The following is a 21,047-nucleotide window of genomic DNA, read 5'->3' on the forward strand; positions in this document are numbered from 1 at the left end:
CCAACGCAAAGGCGCAAAGACCGCAACGTTCAAGAAAGCGGGCTTCACTGTTCTTTGCGCCTTTGCGTTGAGTGCTTTGGGGGGCGCTGGTCGAACTGAAGCTTGATCGGATTTGCGCGGCGTCTCGCCGCGCCGGATGCTCGGCTCGTCGCCCGCTCCGTAACGCTCCCAAGTGACGTCCGATTCCTCCGTCGCCGATTGCCCCGCCGCCGAAGAATTCCTCGGCCACCCGAAGGGGCTCTACGTATGCTTCTTCACCGAGATGTGGGAGCGCTTCTCCTACTACGGAATGAAGGCGCTGCTGTTCCTCTACATCACCAAGTACCACCTGTTCAGCGACGACGCGGGCTACGACCTGCTGGGTGCCTACGGCGGCCTGGCCTACGCGATCCCCGTGCTCGGCGGCCTGCTCGCCGACCGCTATCTGGGGATGCGCAAGTCGGTGGTCTTCGGCGCCGTGCTGCTGGTGCTGGGCCACTTCGGCATGGCCTACGAGGGCGTGCAGGCGAGCCGCGTCGACGGCGCCGTGGTGCAGGACACGGTGGCCTTGCAGGTGTTCTATCTGTCGCTCGCGCTGATCGTGGTCGGCGTCGGATTCCTGAAACCGAACATCTCGACCATCGTGGGCAAGCTGTACGGCGCGAACGATCCGCGCCGGGATTCCGGGTTCACCCTGTTCTATGCCGGCATCAACCTGGGCGCCTTGTTCTCCGCCCTGATCTGCGCGTGGCTGGGCGAGACCTACGGCTGGCGCTACGGGTTCGGCTCGGCGGGACTCGGGATGGTGATCGGCCTGGTGGTGTTCCTGCGCGGGCAGAAGCACCTGCACGGGTACGCCGAACCGCATGATCCGACGCTGCTGGAGCAACGCAAGGCGGGCTTGAGCCTCGAGCGGCGCATCTACCTGGGTAGCCTGCTCGGCGTGCTGCTGATCTGGCAGCTCATCCAGCGGACCTGGACGGTCCACGGCGCGATGCACCTGGTCTTCGCCGGATTCGTCGCGTGGTTCGTCTGGTTTCTGGTGACGCAGTGCAGCGCGCGCGAGCGCGGGCAGATGCTCTCGCTGATCGGCCTGATCCTGTGTTGCCTCGTGTTCTTCACGATGTACGAGCAGACCTATGGCTCGTGGGTGGCCTTCAGCGATCGCCTGATGACCCATGAACTGCTCGGCTTCCAGATGACGGCCGGTTCGCTGACGTTCCTCGGCGCGTTCTTCATCGTCGTGCTGGCGCCGATCTTCGCGTGGCTGTGGCCGTTCCTGGAGCGGCGCGGACTCAATCCGTCCAAGCCGATCAAGAGCGCGATGGGACTGGCCGTGGGAGGCCTGGCGTTCCTGCCGATGGTGGCCGCCGCGCAATCCGTCGGCGATGCTGGCCTTGCGAGCGTCTGGTGGCTGGTGCTGGCCTATCTGGTGCTGGAAGTGGGCGAGGTGATGCTGTCGCCGATCGGACTTTCCGCGGTGACCGAACTGTCGGTGGCGCGGGTCGTCAGCCTGATGATGGGCGCGTGGTTCCTGGCCACCGCGTATTCGGAAGTGCTCGCCGCCGGCTTCGGCAAGCTCGCGTCGATCGAGATTCCGCAGGACGGCGCGCTCGACACGATCGGAGCGGCGGCGAAGTACGCCGAACTGTTCCAGCTGATGGCCTGGATCGGCCTGGGCTTCGGTGCGCTGGTGCTGCTGCTATCGCCGTTGATGCGGCGCGGGATGCACGGCGTCAAATAGGGCGCGCCCGCAACGCGCGCCGCGCCCAACCCAAGGCGAGCAGCACGAGGCCGGCGCCGAATGAACCGCCGCCACCACCGCCTCCTCCTCCACCACCACCGCCGGAACTGGTCACGCTGATGTTGACGCGGCCCGTATCCGTTCCGCCGTTACCGTCGCTGACGGTGTAGTCGAAGCTGGCGGAACCGGTGTAGTTCGCGGTCGGCGTGAAGGTGATGGTGCCCGACACCAGCGTTACCGCTCCGTTGACGGCGTTGCTCACCGCCGTGACCGTCAGCGGGTTGTTGTCGACGTCCGTGTCGTTGCTCACGAGCGAGGCCGAAGTCACGGTCAGAGCCGTGTTCTGCGCCGTCGAGCGCGTGTCGTCCACCGCGACCGGCGCGTCGTTGACGCTCGTCACCGTGACATTGACCCGGCCCGTGTCCGTTCCGCCGGCACCGTCGCTGACGGTGTAGTCGAAGCGCGCGGCGCCGAAGAAATTCGCCTTCGGCGTGAAGGTGATGGTGCCCGACGCAAGACTCACTGTTCCGTTGACGGCGTTGCTCACCGCCGTGACCGTCAGCGTGTTGTTGTCCGCGTCGGTGTCGTTGTTCACCAGCGTGGTGGATGCCAGCACTAGCGGCGTGTCCTCCGCCGTCGTGGCGGCATCGTCCACGGCCACTGGGGCGCGGTTGCCGACAGTGTTGCCCTCCCGGCCGGCCACGGTTCGCGTTCCCGAGCCCGCGGTATCGAGGATCGATCCGAGGTTGTCCCAGGCCAGATCCAGACGGCCGTAGTAATCGGGGTCGTTCTGCGCGGCGCACGAAGAGGCGCCACCGGACAACACGCCGACGAGCAGACCATTCTGGTTCCACAGTCCGCTGCCGGAGGATCCGCCTTCGGTCACGCCGCTGTCCCAGTAGATCTCGAACGCGTCGACCGTGAACAGGCCGACCTGCTGGTTGGCGACGCGGCGCGCCTCGCTGTACAAGCTGATGCGCTTTTCGTGGCCGGAGGGATGGTGGATCGAGGCGCCACTGTCGGGCGTCGCGGTCGTGCTGGCGTTGAAGCCGGTATAGAACACGTTCAGCGAGGAGGCCGGGATGGCATTGAACTCGAGCAGCGTGTGGTCGGCGCGCAGGTGGTTGGCGCGATACGTCATGCCGGTCTGGCTCGGAAAGCCGACCGGGCTCTCGTTCCGGCTGCCGTTGCAGGTCGCCGTCTGGTAATTGAAATACGCCGTGATGTTGCCCGCGTTGGATGCGTTCGCACCGCAGTGATTCGCCGTCAGCAGGAACGGCCGGTTGATGTTGCCCGCCGTGTTGTTGATCAGCTGCCCGGTGCACTTCAGCGTCCCACCTGTACTTCCCGTGGGGACCTGCAGGTAGACCACCGAACGGATCTGGCTGCGCCAGGCGTTTCCTGCGGGGCAGGCGACGTCGACGTTGCAGCTCCCCGATTTGGCGACGACACCGCCGTTGGCGGAATCGTCGATGCCGTAGCCCAGCCCGCCCAGGTGCAGCTTCACCGCATCCCTTTGCTCGGACGGCAGGCGCAGTTCGATCAGGCCCTGTTCGCCCGGCACCATGGCGGTCACCAGCGTGCCGTTGTCGGCGCGATGCGCACGCGTGTAAGGGCCCAGCACGACGCTGCCAGCCACATCCGAGAACCGAAGTTGCGCTCCCTCGGGCAGTTCGAAGCGGTCGAAGGCCGCGATCAGCTGCGGCGCGCCCGCGGCGTACACGCGAGCCCGCCATACGGCCTGTCCACCCTCCACCGCCCACAGGCCGTCGGCCAGCGACAGTGAAACCGGCAATCCGATCGTCAGGCGGACCGGATCTTTTTCATTGCGCGGAGGAAGCGTCGCGCGAGCGCGTTCGATATCGGCAGCCGGCACCGTCAGTCGCGGGATCGCCTCGAGCTGGGCCGGCGCCAGCGTGGCGGCCGAAGAAAGGGTGGCGTGGGATGCGGCCAGCAGAAACAACATCGGAACGACGATTCGCAACATGACCTGACTCGTGGCTTGCGGCGAAGCGACTATAGACGAGCGGTTCAAGCGTCGGAGGCCGGCAATCGGCACCTCCACGCCGTTCAGAAACCGCACGGAGCCGGCGGACGATCGGGAGTGTCGCGGGCGACCGGATGCAACGGCGCAACGACGCGGCGGCGCCACCGGAATATGCGCTGCCGCGGTCGACCAACGCGCGCCGAACGTCGCCGAATCGCGCGACTAATTCGGACGCAGCGAGGAACTCAGCCGCAGCCCGGACAGCGGCGCCGTCGACGTCGCAGGCGCAGCGGCCGGCGGCGTGGAGACCGGCGCGGCAGCGGGAGACCCGGACGACGACACCAGCAGCGCGTCGATCTCCGCGAGATCGTCGCCGCCCAGCGTTCCGGCAGCGGCCTTCAGGCGCAGAATAGCCAGCAGATAGTCGTAGCGCGCACGGGCGTGATCGCGCTGGGCGCTGTACAGGGCGCTCTGCGCGTTGAGCACGTCGACCGACGTGCGGGTGCCCACTTCCAGCCCGGTCTGGCTCGCCTCGAGCGCGGTGGTGCTCGACACGACGGCCTGCTTGAGCGCCTTGACGCGCGCGGCGCCGGACTGCACGCCGAGCCAGGTGTCGCGCACGTTGCGCTCGACGGCGCGCAACGTGCCTTCCTGCTGCGCCTGCACCTGCTCGCGTGTGGCCCGCGCCTCGTTGACGCGCGAACGCGTTGCCAGACCCGCGAAGATCGGCAGCTTCACCTGCACACCGAGCGTCTCGGTATCCAGGTCGCCGCTGAAGCGTGCGCCCTGCGCATCGGTGTTCTGGTACTGCGCTTGCGCACCGACGGTGGGCAGGTGCCCGGCGCGGGCCACGTCCACGCCCTTGGCCGCGATGTCGGCCTGAAGGCGCGCGGCCACCAGGTCCAGATTGCTGTTGCGCGCGGTGGCGAGCCAGGGATCGACCGACGCCGGATTGGGCAGCCGCAGCGGAATCTCGTCCTGCAGCGTGGCGGTGCCGAACTCGCCGGGGCCGGTGATCTCGCGCAGCGCCTCGCGTGCCGACGAGAGCTGCTGCTCGAATGCGATCTCCTGCGCCACCGTCAGGTCGTAGCGCGCCTGCGCCTCCTGCACGTCGGTGATTGCCGACAGGCCGACATCGAAGCGGCGCTGGGCCTGGTCGAGCTGGCGTTCGAGCGCGGATTTCTCGGTGCGCGCAAAACGCAGATTGTCGTCGGCGGACAGCACACCGAAGTAGATCTCGGTCGTGCGCAGGATCAGTCCCTGCGCCGCCGCTTGATAGCGCGCCTGCGCCAGCGCGACCTGATCGCCGGCCTGGTCGTAGCGCTTGAAGGCGGACCAGTCGAACAGCGTCTGGTCGAGGGTCACCGTCAGCGCCTTGAGCGTGCTGTCGCGATCGACGTCGGCCTCGGGGCCGCCGCCGAATCCCTCGGTACCCTCTTCGTGCTGGTCCTGGTAGCCGTAGGTGCCGTTGAGCTGGGGCAGCAGCGCCGCGCGCGCCTGGGGACGCGCCTCGATGGCCGCGTCGCGGCCGTGGCGCGCCGCCTGGAACTGCATGTCCTGGTCGAGCGCCCGCTCGTACACGCGGCCCAGGTCGTTGGCGTGGGCGAGTGCGCTGACGGCGGCCAGCGTGCCCGCGAACAGCAGCCGCTGGATGACGATGATCGAGGCCCTTCTCGGTCGCGAAAACGCGGGGTTGGGGTGCGTGCTCATGGGCTCTGTCGAGGCGCGGGGAAATTAGTGTACCGAGTAGTTCTGTAAATGCGATAGGCAAGACCGGCTGCCCGCGTACCATAGTCCTCGAAGGCCCGGGGCGAGCAATCCGAACAAGACCGCGCGGCCATTCGACTTGCCCCCATGGACTACGACTTCTACCTGGCTTCGCGCTCCCCGCGCCGCGTGCAGCTCCTGCGCGAGGCGGGCTACCGCTTCCATTGCCTGCCGGCCGATGTGCCCGAGGTCGTCCGCGCCGGCGAATCGCCCGAGGATTTTGCGCGCCGGCTGGCGACTGACAAGGCCGGGGCTGTCAGCCAACGGCTCGATGCCGCTGCCGTGCTGCCGGTGGTCGGGGCCGACACGGACGTGTCCATCGACGGGCAGATCCTGGGCAAGCCGCGGGATCGCGCCGATGCCGTGGACATGCTGCTGCGCCTGTCCGGCCGGGCCCACCAGGTGCACACCGCCGTCGTCGTGCGGCGCGGCGACGAGCAGGCCATCGCCGGGACCCGCACGGACGTCTTCTTCGGCCGCGTCACGCGCGCGGAAGCCGAGGCCTACTGGGACAGCGGCGAGCCTGCCGACAAGGCCGGCGCCTACGCGATCCAGGGACTGGCCGGCCGCTGGGTGAAGGAGATCCGCGGCAGCTACAGCGGCGTCGTCGGGCTGCCGGTGTTCGAGACGATGGAATTGCTGCGACGTTTCGGCGTCGAGCCGGGAATGCCCCGATGAGCACCGAAATCCTGGTGAACATCGGCCAGCAGGAGACCCGTGTGGCGCTGGTCGAGGGCGGCGCGGCGCAGGAGATCTATCTGCAGCGCGCTTCGCGCCACGGCCTGGTCGGCAACATCTACAAGGGCACCGTGCAGCGCGTGCTGCCGGGCATGCAGGCGGCCTTCATCGAGATCGGGCTGGAGCGCACGGCCTTCCTGCACGTGGCGGACATGCTCGCGTTGCCCACCGGACAGGGCGACGGCGAGACCACGCGGGTGGACACGCCGCGCCAGTTGCCGCCGATCCAGACACTGCTGCACGAAGGCCAGGACGTGCTCGTGCAGGTGCTCAAGGACCCGCTCGGCAGCAAGGGCGCGCGGCTGACGACCTTGCTGTCGGTGCCGTCGCGCTATCTCGTGCTGCTTCCCTACGAGCCGCACTGCGGCGCCTCGGCGCGCATCGAGGACGAAGCCGAGCGCGCGCGCCTCAAGCAGGTGGTGGCCAAGATCTCGGGCGAGCTGGCGCCGAAGTTCGGCGTCATCGCGCGCACCGCCGCCGAGGGCGTCGAAGAGGGCCCGCTGGCCGCCGATCTGCGCTTCCTGCTGCGGCTGTGGACCGGCATCAGCGAGCAGGCCCGTCGCGCCGGGCCGCGCAGCATGGTGCACGGCGACCTGCCGCTGTCGATGCGCATCCTGCGCGACCTGCTGGGCACCGACGTCGAGCGCGTGCGCATCGACAACCTCGACGAGTTCAAGCGCGTGCAGCAGTTCGCGCGCGTGTTCGTGCCGGAGGCCGCTGCGCGCATCGACCATTACGAGGGCGCCGCGCCGATCTTCGATCTGTACGGCGTCGAGGACGACATCGACCGCGCGCTGGGCCGCAAGGTGGACCTGAAGTCCGGCGGACACCTGGTCATCGACCAGACCGAGGCGATGACCACGGTGGACGTCAACACCGGTGCGTTCACCGGTCACCGCAACCTCGAGGAAACCATCCTCAAGACCAACCTGGAAGCGGCGCAGTCGATCGCGCGCCAGCTGCGGCTGCGCAACCTGGGCGGCATCATCGTGCTGGACTTCATCGACATGCGGAATCCCGACCATCGCGTGCAGGTCATGCGCGCGCTGGAGAAGGAGCTCAAGCGAGACCCGGCGCGCACGCACGTCTACGACTTCTCGCCGCTGGGCCTGGTCGAGATGACGCGCAAGCGCTCGCGCGAGTCGCTCGGCCACATCCTGTGCATGCCCTGTCCCACCTGCGAGGGCCGCGGCAGCATCAAGACCGTCGAGACGCTGTGCCACGACATCGTGCGCGAGGTCAGCCGCGCGTCGCGCCAGTTCGAGGCCCGGCATTTCCTGGTGCTGGCGGCGCCCGCGGTGGTCCAGCGCCTGACCGAGGACGCCGCGATGGGCCTCGCCGAGCTCGAAGCCACGCTCAACCGGCCGATCCGCCTGCAGGCCGAGGGCTCGTACCACCCCGAGAGCTTCGACGTCGTGCCGCTCTGAACGCCGGAGCGGGCACGAGCCCGCCGCGGGACGCCGCGCGTCGGATGCCGTCGCCTGTTCGGGTTCATCCGATGCCGCTTTGCTGATAGCGCCGACTCGCGCCCTTAAACTTGCCTTGCCCATGACTTCCCCTTCCACCTCTTCCGCGCCGAAACCGGTCCGCGCTCCGTTCGCATGGAGCGCGTAAGGCGTCGTTGGTGGACCGCGGCCGTCACGCTGGTGGCGCTCGTGCTGGTGCTCGGCGCACTGATCACGGCGATCTTCCAGCTCGTGATGCTGGTGGCGCCCGGATATCGCGAGGACCTCGCCGACTACGTGTCCCACGTCGCGGGTCAGCCGGTCGAGATCGGCGGCGTGAGCCTGGGCTGGCGCGGCCTCGCCCCGAGGCTGGACCTGACCGACATCACGCTCTACGGCGACGACGAGGAATCCCCGGCGCTGTCGGCCGAACGCCTGCGCATCGGCTTCGGCCTGTCGCGTCTGCTGCACGGCGACACCACGCCCAACCGCGTCGAGCTGTCGGGCGTGGAGCTGTTCGCGCAGATCGACGAGCACGGCAAGTTCAGCCTGCGCGGACTCGACACCACCGGCATGCCGGCGCGCGGAACGCAGGCCTGGCTGCGTCAGCTCGGCCGCTTCCAGAGCGTGCGGCTCAGCCGCTGCGAACTGCTGCTCGACGATGCGCGCCTGCGCGGTCCCAACCCGCGCTTCCGGCTGGTGGACGCCGAGATCCGCTTCATGGACGGGCGCGGCGAAGCCTCGGCGGAACTGTCACTGCCGCCGACCATGGGATCGAGCGTGGTCTTCGAAGCGGACATGGAAGGCGACCTGGAAAAGCCGGAGACCTGGTTCGGTCGCTGGACCGCCAAGCTCGAGGGCCTGACCGCGCTGCCCTGGCTGGATTCGGTCCTGGCCGAAGACGCGTCGGTGCATTTCCGCGACACCGAGATGGTCGTCGACGGCGTGCTCGAACGCGGACAGGTCGGCGCGATCAACGTGCGCCTGGATGCGGACGCGGTGAACGGCCGGCGCGGTACGCGCGAAGCGAATCTCGAAGACATCAGCCTGGCGGCGCGGCTCGCGCCGCAGGCGCAGGGCTGGATGCTCGACATCGGACGGCTCGAGGTTTCGGGCGCGCAGGGCGCCTGGCCGACGACGCAGGCGCGCGTGCGCTACAGCCGCGAGGTCGCGCCTGCAGGTAGCGAGGCGACCGCCACGCTCCCGCACGTCGAAGCCGAAGCTTCCTATCTCAATCTCGCCGACCTCGCGCCGTGGATGAGTCTGCTGCCGAGCGACGGCATCGGCGCCGAGTCCGGTCGTCTGAGCGGTCTGTCCGGCGCGGTGCGAAGGCTGGTGCTGCGCTGGGACGGCGCGACGGACGCTTCGATGCCGCGCTTCAACCTGCGGGCGGATCTGGACGAACTCGCGCTGGCGGCCGGCCCGCAGACGCCGGGTTTCGAGGGTCTGTCGGGCGAGTTCTCCGCCTCCGAGAACAATGGGCGCCTGCGCCTGCGCGACATGCCGTTCGGGCTGCACTTCTCGAAGGTGTTCAGCCGCACGGTCGCGTTCGAAAGCGTGTCGGGCGAGTTGGCGTGGACGCGCACCGGCGAGGGCTGGGACATCCAGTTGCCCAAGTTCGGCTGGCAGCTCGACGGGAGTCGCGGCGAAGGCGCGATGCAGTTGTTCGTGCCGCGCGGCAGCGAAGGGTCGCCGCGCATCAAGCTCGACGCGCGTTTCTCGGCGATCGACGTGACGCGCATGAAGGCGTACATCCCGGCGTTCTGGCCCGACAGCCTGCGTGAATGGTTGCAGCGTGCCATCGTGGCCGGTCGCGCGCCGGCCGCACGATTGCGCATCGAGGGCGCGCTGTCGGACTTTCCGTTCGTCGACAAAAGCGGCCTGTTCGCGCTCGACATCGACGCGGCCGACGCCACGCTCGCATTCGCTCCGGAGTGGCCGGCGATCGAGAAGCTGTCCGCGCACCTGGAGTTCCGCGGCAACAGCCTGGCGATCCGCGGCGACTCGGGCACCGTCACCGGCAATCGTGTCGAGCATGTCGAAGCGTTGATCCCGGATCTGCACGAGCCGCAACTGAGCATCAGCGGCGAGGTGCAGGGCGACGCCACGCGCTTCTACGACTTCCTGCGCGCCTCGCCGCTCGCGCCCACGCTCGCCGGCCTGCTCACACGCACGACCGCCACCGGCGATACGGTCGTGCGGCTCGATCTGGACATTCCGCTCAAGCACGCGCACGACACCGCGGTCGCCGGCGAGATCCAGCTGCGTGGCGTGCGGCTCGACGTCAACGGACTGCCGGAGCCCGTGCTCGACGTGCGCGGCGAGATGCTGTTCGACAATCACTCGGTCAGCTCCGAGGCGCTGACCGGCCAGATGTTCGGCACCGCGGTGAGCGCCAGGCTGCACAAGGAAGAGGACGATGTGCTGCGCCTGCGCGGCGGCTTCGACTTCGTGGCCAGCGCGACCGGAGAAGGCGCCAGCCGCCTGCTGCCGGTGTTCCTGCGCAAGGGCCTGGAAGGCCACAGCCAGTGGCAGGCGGTCGTGCCGCTGACCGGCCAGAACGCTGGAAGCGTGCGACTGAGCTCGAACCTCCAGGGCATCGCGGTCAAGCTGCCGCAACCGATGCTGAAGCCCGCGGAAGCGTCGTGGCCGATCGTCGTCGACCTGGCATCGGAGCGCGTGTTCCCGTTGCGCGTGAGCGTCGAGGTGCAGGACCGGCTCGGCGCCGACCTCGCTTTCACGCGCGACGGCAACGGCGGGATGTACCTGCAACGCGGCCGGCTGCGTGTCGGCGGTGGCACGAGTCCGCATGCGGGCGAAGACGGGCTGTTCATCACCGGCACCACGACCGACCTCGAGCCGATCGCCTGGGTTGCCGCGCTCAACGACGGCGCGCGTACCGACCCGCGGGATGCGGTGACGCAGCCGCCGCCGGTGCCCGCGCTGAGCGCCGAGCTCAACGTCGGAACCCTGTGGCTCGGCGCGCAGCGCATCGAAGGCGTGCGCCTGGCGCACCAGCCGGCACCGGGTGGCTGGTCGACGCGCGTGACCGGCAACGGCGCGCAGGGCGAACTCGGATTTCGCAACAGCGCGGACGGCGGCACGATCAGTGGCCGCTTCCAGCGCGCGCAGTTCGCGGCACGCCGCGTCAGCGAAGGCACGGCCAAACGCGAAGAGGAAGAGCAGGACAAACGCGAGCCGGCCGACCCCAGCCACCTGCCGCGCATGGACCTCGAGATCGAAGACCTGCGCGTCGGCGCCGCGGAACTGGGACGGCTGGAATTCCGCACGCAACGCATCGTCGACGGCCAGCGCATCGACACCTTGCGCACCAGCGGACGCGGCGGGCAGATCGATCTGCGCGGCGAGTGGCGCCGGGTCGCCGAGCGCTCCTCGGCGGATCTGCAGTTCTCGGTCGAGAGCGACTCGGTGGACGAACTGCTCAAGGGACTCGGGTATGCACCGAGCCTGAGCGCGAAGAAGAGCCGCTTCCGCGGCACCTTGAACTGGCCCGCCACGCTGGCGGGCGCGCCGCGCGGCATCCGGCCTTCGGCCGGCGAGGGCTATCTGGAAATCGACGTTTCGAAGGGAGCGCTGCGCCAGGTGGATCCCGGCGCCGGACGCGTGCTCGGCCTGATCAACTTCTGGGCATTGCCGCGCCGGCTGACCCTGGATTTCCGCGATATCGTCTCGGACGGACTGGGCTTCGACGAGATCAAGGGCCGTTTCAACGTCGGGCAGGGCAATGCCGTAACCGACAACCTCGACATCGATGCGACGTCGCTGAAGATGGAAGTTCGCGGACGCGTGGGTCTGATGGCGCGCGACTACGACCAGCGCGTCAGCGTGTACCCGGACGTGTCGGCCGGCGTGACCCTGGGTGCGCTGCTGCTCGGCGGGCCGGCGGCCGGCGTGCTCGCACTGATCGCGCAGCAGGTGCTCGACGGGCCGCTCGACCAGGTCGGACAGCTGAGCTATCGACTCACCGGCAGCTGGGAAGATCCTCAGGTCATCCGCGAGGAACACGGCCTGATTCCGGGCGGTTCACCCGCGCTGCCCTTGCCCAGCACCGCCTTGCCGTCTGCAGGAGCCACGCCATGAGTGCAGTCGCCGCATTGCAGATGAATTCGGGCGACGACGTCGCTGCCAATCTCGCCGCTGCGGAGCGCCTCGTCGAGTCGGCCGCCGCCAGCGGCGCGCTGCTGGCCGCATTGCCCGAGAACTTCGCGTTCATGGGCGCGTACGAGACCGCCAAGCTCGCGCACGCCGAAGCGGACGGCAACGGACCGATCCAGGATTTCCTCGCGGACTGTGCGCAGAAGCACAAGATCTGGGTCGTCGCCGGCACGGTGCCGGTCGCGGTGCCCGGCGATCCGCAGCGCGTGTATGCGGCGAGCCTGGTGTACGACGCGCAGGGCCGTCGCGCGGCGCGCTACGACAAGATCCATCTGTTCGATGTGGATGTGCAGCGTGAAGGTCGCAGCGAGCGGTATCACGAGTCCAAGCACATCGCCGCCGGCGACTGGAAACCGGTGACGGTGGATACGCCGGTCGGGCGCCTCGGACTGTCGGTCTGCTACGACGTGCGTTTCCCCGAGCTGTATCGCGCGCTCGTCGACGACGGCGCCCAGTTGCTGTGCACGCCGGCGGCCTTCACGGCGCGCACCGGCGAGGTTCACTGGGAAATGCTGCAGCGCGCGCGCGCGGTGGAGAACCTCTGCTACGTCATCGCGCCCGCGCAGCACGGCACGCATCCCGGTGGACGCAGCACCTGGGGACACGCGATGGTGGTCGATCCCTGGGGCGAGGTGCTCGCGTGCGAGCCGTCAGGCGACGCCGCGGTAGTAGGCCGCGTGGATCTCGAAAAGCAAAAGGCGCTACGCGCGAGCTTCCCGGCGCTGAATCATCGCCGCGCGTAGCCCGGACGAAGTCCGGGGTTGCACTCCGTATGCGAGGGGAACCCCGGACTTCGTCCGGGCTACGGGTTATGCGGCGTCGCGCATCAGGCCCGTGCCCGGATGGCAGTTGATGTACTCGTAGCGCTGCGCGGCGCCGTCGAACACCGACACCTCGTGGTACAGGCGCAACTTCTGCAGCTTCGCCGCCACGCCCATGAACGTAACGAAGATGCGCAGGTGCGTGGGATGCGCTTCGGCCCAGCGCTCGAGCTGGTCGAGCGAGCGCCAGTGTCCGAGCCCGAAACTCTTCTCGACGGGCTTGCCGTCGAGGTCGATGAACTGCACGTAGCGATTGCTGTAGCAGCCGACCTCGCGCCCGTTGTCGCGCAGGAAATCCATGCCTGCACGCAGCGTGGGTTCGATCTGTTCGAGATAGAGCGTGCGCTCTTCGCCGTCGGTGTCTTCCCAGTCCTGGCCGGAGCGGATCAGGCAGACGTTGTCGTGGCCGGTGATGACGACGCGGCCGCCGAGCGCCGGCTGGCCCTGGCCCACGGCGAGCGCGCCCTTGGCGCTCATCCAGTCGGTCTGCGATGCCGGAAAGCGGTCGCGCATCGAACCCCAGTAGCCGTGCTCCTCGATCTCGCCGCTGAGACGGCTGGCGATCGCGCCGACACCGGGGAAGCGTTCCTTGAAGGCGTAGAGCGTTTCGAACTGCTCGACGCGCGGCATCATGATTTCGCGGAAGTAGCCGATGCCGTCGCGAAGCCGGTCGTCACTGTTCCACCAGCCGGCGAGGCCGGGCTGATTCACCCAGCGTTCGTACTTCTCCGGAGCATCCCAGTACGCGACCGCGATGAGATTGTCGTAGCCGCTCGCATCCTGGTACTCGACCAGGTCGTGGTGAACCGGATCGTCGGCGGCGGACCCGAACGCGCGCACCAGTCCGCGCAACGCGTTCAGTGCGCGCTCGCGCAGCTCCGGTCCTTTCGACTGCACGCCGAAGTAACCCATGACGACCTGCTTGACCGAGGGCGACGCGCGACCGACGAAGGCCGCATAGGGCGGCTGGTAGTCGTCGGCGACGCGGCGCGACAGGCTGCGCGGGCACTTCAGGTGCTGATCGATCGCGGATTCCATCTGCCCTCTCCTCGATGTGGTTCTGCGTTCCGGTGCATTGCCGGAGGATATTCGCGCAGGCTTGCGGTCCGATCGGACCAGCCTGCTGTGTCTCTTGCTCAGGGTTCCAGCCGTTCCACCGTCCAGCCATCGCCTTCGCGACGATAGCGCAGGCGGTCGTGCAGGCGATTGCGGCGGCCCTGCCAGAATTCCACCGACTGCGGACGGATCAGATAGCCGCCCCAGTTGTCCGGCAACGGCACCGGCTGGCCTTCGAGACGCTGCACGTTCGCGGCCAGGCGCTCGTCGAGTTCGTCGCGGGTGGCCACCACGCGCGACTGCAGCGACGTCGCGGCGCCGATCTGGGAACCGCGCGGACGCGATTCGAAATAATCGCGGCTGAGGTCGCGCGACACCTTCTCGACGCTGCCCTCGAAGCGGACCTGCCGCTCCAGGCGATCCCACCAGAACGTGGCCGCCGCGAACGGATGTACGGCCAGTTCCTGGCCCTTGCGCCCTTCGTAGCAGGTGTAGAACGTGAGCCCCGCGTCATGGAAGCCCTTGAACAGGACCACGCGCGCCGACGGCCGGCCATCGGCACCGACCGTGGCCAGCGTGAACGCCGTGGGTTCGATCATGCCGGCGGCGCGCGCATCGCCCAGCCAGGCGTCGAACTGGGCGAGGGGATCGGCGTTCAGCGACGTCTCGATCAGCGGAGGATTGAGGGTGTATTGCATGCGCCACAGTGTGCATCAGCCGGCGCCGCCGGAGCATCCGCTGGCCCGCGACCGTAGCGGTCGGCACAATCGGCGCGTGCCCCACGCCCGAGTCCCCGCGCTCACCCTGACTCCGGAATCCGTCGTTCGATTCCTCGTGGCGATGCTGTTGTGCGCCTGCGCGGGCGTCGCCTCTGCAGTGGCGGCGCCGTCCTTCAGCCTGAGCGACGAGGAGAAGGCCTGGCTGGCGGAGCATCCGGTGCTGCGCATGGGCGTCGACCCGGATTACGCGCCGATCGAGTTCGTCAACGAGCAGGGCCAGTACCAGGGTCTGGTGGCCGACTACACGGTGGCGATCGCGCAGCGTCTGGGCGTGAAGATCGAGCCGCAGCTCGGACTGAACTGGCGCGAAGCCTACGCGCACGGACTGCGCGGCGAGATCGATCTGTTCGGATCCGCGGGGCGCACCGAAGAGCGCGAGCAGGAGTTCCTGTTCACCGAGCCGTATGCCGAGATTTCGTCGGTGATCGTGGTGCGAACCAGCCAGCTCGGCGTCGTGGAGCCCGCGGATCTCGCGAGCCTGAAGGTGGCGCTGGTCGAGGGTTACGCCAACAGCCAGCTTCTGCTCGACCTGTATCCGCAGCTTCGGGTCGAGTTCGATCCCACGATTCTGGTCGCGCTGGAGAGCGTGGCCAGCGGCAGGGCCGACGCGGCCATCGCGCCGCTTCCGATCGCGGCCTACCTGATCCAGAAGCACGGGCTGGCCAACCTGAAGATCGCGGGCTCCAACCCGGTGCGCTCCGCCAAGCTGCACTTCATGGTGCCCAAGGAACTGCCGATCCTCCGCACGCTGGTGTCGCGGGCGCTGCTGTCGATGACGCCAGAAGAGCACCGCGAGATCCAGACGCGCTGGTTCAACGTCAAGTACGAAACCGGACTGGACCCGCGCAAGGTCGGCCAGCAGGTCATTGCAGGCTCGCTCGTCGCGCTGCTGATCATCGCGGCGGTCGCGTGGTGGGGTCTGCTGATGTGGCGCGAGGTGCAGCGCCGGCGCTCGGCCGAATCCGACGCGCACAGCACTGCGCAGCGACTGGCCGAAAGCCGCCTGCAGCTCGAGGAATCGGCGCATCGGCAGCGCGAGATCACCGACTCCATCGTGGGGGCCGTGTTCCAGTTCCGGCTGGATGGCGAAGGCAAGCTGCGCCTCGAGTTCATCAGCGGCCGCCTGCTGCAGGAGCTGGGATTCCACCCGGACGAGCTGGTCGGCTCGGCCCATGAAGGCGGCCTGCATCCGGTCGACGACGACGATCGGGACGCGGTGCGCGCGTCGCTGATCGGCGCGTTGCGCACGCAGGATCGCTGGGAGCACGAATTCCGCGTCAAGCTGCGGGACGGACGCAAGGTGTGGCTGCGCGCCGAGTCGGTGCCGCGGCGGGAAGCCGATGGCCACGTGGTGGCGAGTGGTTACCTGTCCGATATCACCGAGCGCAAGGGAATGGAAACCTCGCTCGAACAGGTTCGCGCCGATCTGACGCGGGCGCTGTCCACGGCCGCGTTGCAGTTGCGCGCGGTACTGGACAACTCGCCGGCAGCGATCTGGGCGCGCGAGCTCAACGGCGCCTATCAGTTCGCCAACGAATCGTTCCGGCGCCTGTTCGATCTTCCTCCGGGTGATCTCGCCAGCCGGCCGGTCGGCGAGCTGATGCAACCCTCATTGGCGGCCACGTTCGATGCCAACGATCGCAAGGTGCTGGAGACGCGGCGCAACGCGAGCTTCGTCGAAGTGATGCAGCGGCCCGGCGGCGCGCGCCACCTGCTGATGGTGAAATTTCCGCTGATCGACGAGGGCAAGGTCATCGCCATCGGCGGCACCGGCATCGACATCACCGAGCAGATCCGCCTGCAGGAAGAACTGCGACGGCTCAACGCCACGCTCGAGCAGCGTGTCGAGAATCGCACACGCGAACTGCGCGAGACGCTCGACGAACTGGCGCGCGCGCGCGAGGCGGCCGAGACGGCATCGCGCGCCAAGGGCGAATTCCTGGCCAACATGAGCCACGAGATCCGCACCCCGATGAACGCGATCCTCGGCCTGTCGCACCTGGCGCTGAAGACCGACCTGAGTTCGCGCCAGCGCGACTATCTCGGAAAGATCAGCAGCGCCGGCCAGTCGCTGCTCGGCCTGATCAACGACATCCTGGATTTCTCCAAGATCGAGGCGGGCAAGCTGGTCGTGGAGCACATCGAGTTCGATCTCGATGTCGTGCTCGACAATCTGTCGACGGTGGTCGGGGCCAAGGCGTCCGAAAAGGGGCTCGAGTTCTCCATCGACCGGCCTGCCGATTCACCGCAACTGTTCGGCGATCCGCTGCGTCTGGGACAGGTGCTGGTCAATCTCACGAACAACGCCGTCAAGTTCACCGAGCGCGGCGAAGTCGCGGTGCACGTCGAAGTCGAGGCGCAGAGCGAGTCGAACTGCCGGCTGCGCGTGCGCGTGCGCGACACCGGCATCGGACTGTCCGAGGAGCAGCAGGTCCGCCTGTTTCGCTCGTTCGAGCAGGCCGACGCCTCGATCACGCGCAAGCACGGCGGTACCGGCCTGGGCCTGGCCATCAGCAAGCAGTTGGTGAGCCTGATGGGCGGCGAGATCGGTGTCACCAGCGAGCCGGGAAATGGCAGCGTGTTCTGGTTCAACATCGGACTCGGGCGCTCGAATGCGCGGCGCACGCGCACGCCATCGACGACCGTGCGCGGCCTGCATGCGCTGGTCGTCGACGACAACCGGACGGCGCGCGAGATCGTCGGGCGTTACCTGGGCTCGTTCGGGATCGCGCACGAGCAGGCAGCGGACGGCGCGACCGCGCTCGACCTGATCGAGCACGCCGATCCCCCGTTCGACCTGGTGCTGATGGACTGGAAGATGCCCGGTACGGATGGTCTTGCCTGTGCGCGCGAGATCCGCCGCCGTGCAGCGCCGCAACGCGGGCCGCGGATCATCCTGTCGTCCGCGTTCGCGCGCGAAGAACAGTTCGGCGAATCGGACGGCAAGCCTTTCGACGGCTTCGTGCTCAAGCCGGTCAACCCGGCGGTGCTGTACGAAAAGATCCGCGCCGCCTTCGGCGAGTCGGCGGCGGTGCCACAGAGCGGACCGGCGCGCGAGGAGACGCTGGCCGCACGCGGGCTGCGCGGACTGTCGGTGCTGCTGGTCGAGGATCACCCGGTCAACCAGCAGATCGCTCGCGAGTTGCTCGAAGGTGCGGGCATTCGCGTCGCCATTGCCGGCGACGGTGCGCAGGCGCTCGCGCGCATCGACCAGGAGCGCTTCGACGTCGTGCTGATGGACATGCAGATGCCGGTGATGGACGGGCTCGAAGCCACGCGCCGCCTGCGTGCCGATCCGCGGTTCAAGCTGCTGCCGATCGTGGCGATGACCGCCAACGCCATGCAGCAGGATCGCGATGCCTGCCTTGCGGCCGGCATGAACGAGCACATGGCCAAGCCCATCAACGTGGTCGAGATGTTCGGCGCGATCCGGCGCTGGAGCGGTCGCGAGCAGTTTCCGGTGGAGGACGAAGAGCCCGCGCAGATCATGCTCCAGCGTCCGATCGATCCGGCCAGCCTGCCGGGCGCGGACGTGCTGGACGCCATCTCGGGGCTGCGCCGCACGCAGGGCGACCTGGCGCGTTACCGGCGCCTGCTGGAAATGTTCGTGCACACCGAGGCCGACGTGGTGACACGCATCGAAGCCGCCGTGCAGCGCGACGACCGGCCGACGGCCTGCCGTCACGCGCATTCGCTGAAAGGCGTCGCCGCAACGGTGGGCGCGCAGGAACTGGCGGCCGTGGCCGCGACGGTGGAGGAATACCTGCGCCATGGCGGAGATCCCGATCCGGCACTCGAGCAGCTCGAGGCAGCCGTCTGTGCCGTGATCGTGCCGCTGCGCGAGTGGCTGGAAGTCCATCCCCGTGAAGAGGCGCCGATTCCCGACGCCACGACGTTGCCGCTCAGAAAGCTGCTCGACACCTTGCGCGATCAGCTCGACCAGGACGACACCGCGGCGCGCGACACGCTCGAGAATCTCGACACCACGCTGGGGGCGCACCCGGCCAGGCTCTATCTGAAGGGCCTGCGGCACGCCGTGGCGGAGTACGACTTCCCGTCGGCCAAGGCCGCGCTGTCGTCGCTGCGGGACGCCCTGACCCGGAATTGACCGGCGCCGCGCGCAGCCAGGCTCCGTGACGCACCCGTCGGGCGCACCCCCGAAGCACGGCGCCGACGTCGTCCACGGAGGCGGTGATGCCCTTCACCGGAAGCGGGCGGCACGCGCGCTCGTCTTGGTGTAAGAAGAGTGAGGAGAATTTTGTGGAGTCGGACGTCGTGCGCTGCCAAAAGGCGGCGCCGCGACATTCTCGGTTTCGTCTGGAGTGCGGGGGGAGGACGTGGACGACGACAGCGGAAGCGACCGGGACTCGATCCTCGTGGTGGACGATATTCCCGCGAATATCGAAGTCCTGTCCGGGATCCTGCGTGGCGAGTACCGGGTGCGGGCAGCCACCAACGGTGTTCGCGCGCTCGAGATCGCGGCGGGTGATTCCGCGCCGGACCTGATCCTGCTCGACGTGATGATGCCGGACATGGACGGCCTGACGGTGTGCCGTCGATTGAAGGCCGATCTGCGCACGCGCCACATCCCGGTGATCTTCGTCACCGCCATGAGCGAGATCGACGACGAGGCCCAGGGTTTCGAAGCGGGCTGCGTGGACTACGTGACCAAGCCAGTCAGCCCCTCGATCGTGCTGGCCCGCGTGCGCACGCAGCTCTCGCTGGCCAACCAGAACCGCGCGCTCGAACGCCAGGTGCGCATCCGCACCAGCGAGCTCGAGCGCACGCGCCGCGCCGTCATCCGCTGCCTGGGCAAGGCCTCGGAGTTCAAGGACGACAACACCGGACTGCACGTCGTGCGGATGAGCCAGTACTCGCGCGCACTGGGTCTTGCGGTGGGCATGAGCGAGGTCGACGCCGACCTGCTGATGCTGGCGTCGCCGATGCACGATGTCGGCAAGATCGGCGTGCCGGACAGCATCCTCAAGAAGCCGGGAAAGCTGACGCCCGAGGAATGGGCGCTGATGCAGCAGCACGTGCACTTCGGCGCGCTGATCCTCGGCGACCAGGATTCCGAGCTGCTGCAGATGGCCAAGACCATCGCGCTGACGCACCACGAGAAATGGGACGGCTCCGGTTACCCGGCGGGATTGGCGGGAGAGGACATCCCGCTGGTGGGACGCATCACCGCGCTGGCCGACGTGTTCGACGCCCTGACCAGCGTGCGGCCGTACAAGCGCGCCTGGAGCCTGGACGAGACGGTCGACTACATCCGCAAGGAGCGCGGCCGGCACTTCGATCCGCTGCTGGTCGACAAGCTCGCGCAGGTGCTTCCGGAGTTCGACCGCATCAAGACCTATTACGCGGACCAGGCGGAAGGGCATTCGTAGCCCGGGAGCGTCGCCCGAATCCAGAGCAGGAGCCCCGGACTTCGTCCGGGCTACGGGTGCTGGCGATGCCTCAGTAGAATGCCGCTCTCATCACCTCACCGGAATTCATCAGCCATGACCCGCTTCCGTGCCCTGCGCGTCCACCAGGTGGAAAAAACCCTGCTGTCGAAGTTCGAAGACCTTTCGATCGACGACCTGACGCCCGGCGAAGTCGTCGTCCGCGTCGCGTATTCCTGCCTGAATTTCAAGGACGCCCTGGCCGTCACCGGCAAGAGCCGCATCATGCGCGCGATGCCGCGCGTGGCCGGCATCGACCTGTCGGGCACCGTGGAGTCCAGCAGCGACCCGGCCTACAAGAAGGGCGACGAGGTGCTGGTCACCGGCTGCAACCTCGGCGAACTGCTGGACGGCGGCCTGGCGGAAATGGCGCGCGTGCCGGCCTCGGCGGTCGTGCCGCTGCCCAAGGGCCTGAGCCTGCACGACGCGATGGCGCTGGGCACCGCGGGCTTCACGGCGGGCCTGGGCGTCAAGCGCATGCTCGAGAATCATCAGGCGCCCGAACTGGGCCCGATCGTCGTCACCGGTCCGACCGGCGGCGTCGGTTCCATCGCCATCCAGATCTTCAAGCGCTGCGGTTTCGAAGTGATCGCACTCACCGGCAAGAAGGCCGCGGCGGAGGATTACCTGCGCAAGCTCGGCGCCGACCAGATCGAGGATCGCACCACGCTCGACCTCGGCAAGAAGCCACTGGAAGCCGCCCGCTTCGGCGGTGCGCTCGACAACCTCGGTGGCGAGACGCTGGCGGGCCTGACCCGCAACATCCGGCAGTGGGGCACCATTGCCAGCATTGGTCTGGCGCAGAGCCACGAGCTGACGACCACGGTGATGCCCTTCATCCTGCGCGGCGTGTCGCTGCTGGGCATCAACTCGGTGGAAGTGCCGCGCGAGTGGCGCCTCGACGTCTGGAACAAGCTCGCCGGCGACTGGAAGCCGAAGAACCTGTCCGACATCGTGCGTCGCACGATCACGCTCGACGAAGTGCCGGCCGCCTGCGCCGAACTGATGGCGAGCAGCGTGCAGGGTCGCTACGTGGTGAAGATCGGCTGAGGAGCTGATGTAGCCCGGACGGAGTCCGGGGTTGCGCTCCGTATGCGAGCGAACCCCG

Annotated in this window: 12 protein-coding genes; 8 read left to right on the top strand and 4 right to left on the bottom strand. The window is 68.2% G+C overall.

The features are described 5' to 3' along the window. Nucleotides 1–172: 172 nt before the first annotated feature. Nucleotides 173–1,723, top strand: a complete 1,551-nt coding sequence (locus tag DFR24_RS22770; RefSeq protein WP_133883761.1) for a peptide MFS transporter — start codon at nucleotides 173–175, stop codon at nucleotides 1,721–1,723. Here DFR24_RS22770 and DFR24_RS22775 read toward each other — a convergent pair. Together DFR24_RS22775 and DFR24_RS22780 are read right to left on the bottom strand one after the other, a co-directional pair. After that, nucleotides 1,716–3,710, bottom strand: a complete 1,995-nt coding sequence (locus DFR24_RS22775) for a cadherin-like domain-containing protein (RefSeq protein ID WP_133883762.1) — start codon at nucleotides 3,708–3,710, stop codon at nucleotides 1,716–1,718. The genes DFR24_RS22770 and DFR24_RS22775 overlap by 8 nt on opposite strands. A gap of 222 nt (nucleotides 3,711–3,932) precedes the next feature. Next, nucleotides 3,933–5,420, bottom strand: a complete 1,488-nt coding sequence (locus DFR24_RS22780) for a TolC family outer membrane protein (RefSeq protein ID WP_133883763.1) — start codon at nucleotides 5,418–5,420, stop codon at nucleotides 3,933–3,935. Nucleotides 5,421–5,564: 144 nt separating this feature from the next. Here DFR24_RS22780 and DFR24_RS22785 point away from each other — a divergent pair, with 144 nt between their 5' ends. The 4 genes from DFR24_RS22785 (at nucleotide 5,565) to DFR24_RS22800 (ending at nucleotide 12,579) form a co-directional block, all read left to right on the top strand. After that, nucleotides 5,565–6,155, top strand: coding sequence for a Maf family protein (locus DFR24_RS22785; RefSeq protein WP_133883764.1), 591 nt, complete (start codon nucleotides 5,565–5,567; stop codon nucleotides 6,153–6,155). Beyond that, entirely contained in the window at nucleotides 6,152–7,642 is a 1,491-nt protein-coding gene (rng, locus tag DFR24_RS22790) for a ribonuclease G (protein ID WP_133883765.1), read from the top strand. Before DFR24_RS22785 ends, rng begins: the two co-directional genes overlap by 4 nt. A 174-nt stretch (nucleotides 7,643–7,816) precedes the next feature. Beyond that, a complete protein-coding gene (locus DFR24_RS22795; protein WP_133883766.1) occupies nucleotides 7,817–11,761 on the top strand; it encodes a YhdP family protein in 3,945 nt (1,314 codons plus the stop codon). After that, complete coding sequence (locus DFR24_RS22800) at nucleotides 11,758–12,579, top strand: carbon-nitrogen hydrolase family protein (protein WP_133883767.1); 822 nt, start codon at nucleotides 11,758–11,760, stop codon at nucleotides 12,577–12,579. The genes DFR24_RS22795 and DFR24_RS22800 overlap by 4 nt, the downstream gene beginning before the upstream one ends. 66 nt (nucleotides 12,580–12,645) lie before the next feature. Here the strand turns inward: DFR24_RS22800 and oxdA are convergent, their stop codons facing one another. Next, on the bottom strand, nucleotides 12,646–13,695 hold the full coding sequence (gene oxdA / locus DFR24_RS22805) for an aliphatic aldoxime dehydratase (protein WP_133883768.1): 1,050 nt from the start codon (nucleotides 13,693–13,695) through the stop codon (nucleotides 12,646–12,648). 98 nt (nucleotides 13,696–13,793) lie between these two features. After that, entirely contained in the window at nucleotides 13,794–14,411 is a 618-nt protein-coding gene (pdxH, locus tag DFR24_RS22810; protein WP_133883769.1) for a pyridoxamine 5'-phosphate oxidase, read from the bottom strand. A gap of 76 nt (nucleotides 14,412–14,487) precedes the next feature. Here pdxH and DFR24_RS22815 point away from each other — a divergent pair, with 76 nt between their 5' ends. The 3 genes from DFR24_RS22815 to DFR24_RS22825 all read left to right on the top strand — a co-directional run bounded on the left by DFR24_RS22815 (nucleotide 14,488) and on the right by DFR24_RS22825 (nucleotide 20,989). After that, the gene (locus tag DFR24_RS22815) at nucleotides 14,488–18,600 is read left to right on the top strand and encodes a response regulator (protein WP_162851386.1); all 4,113 of its coding nucleotides are present in this window, start codon (nucleotides 14,488–14,490) and stop codon (nucleotides 18,598–18,600) included. Nucleotides 18,601–18,829: 229 nt separating this feature from the next. Then, complete coding sequence (locus DFR24_RS22820) at nucleotides 18,830–19,882, top strand: response regulator (protein WP_133883771.1); 1,053 nt, start codon at nucleotides 18,830–18,832, stop codon at nucleotides 19,880–19,882. A gap of 114 nt (nucleotides 19,883–19,996) precedes the next feature. Next, a complete protein-coding gene (locus tag DFR24_RS22825; protein ID WP_133883772.1) occupies nucleotides 19,997–20,989 on the top strand; it encodes a YhdH/YhfP family quinone oxidoreductase in 993 nt (330 codons plus the stop codon). Nucleotides 20,990–21,047: the final 58 nt, after the last annotated feature.

Source organism: Panacagrimonas perspica (genome assembly GCF_004364935.1).
Lineage (GTDB): Bacteria > Pseudomonadota > Gammaproteobacteria > Nevskiales > Nevskiaceae > Panacagrimonas > Panacagrimonas perspica.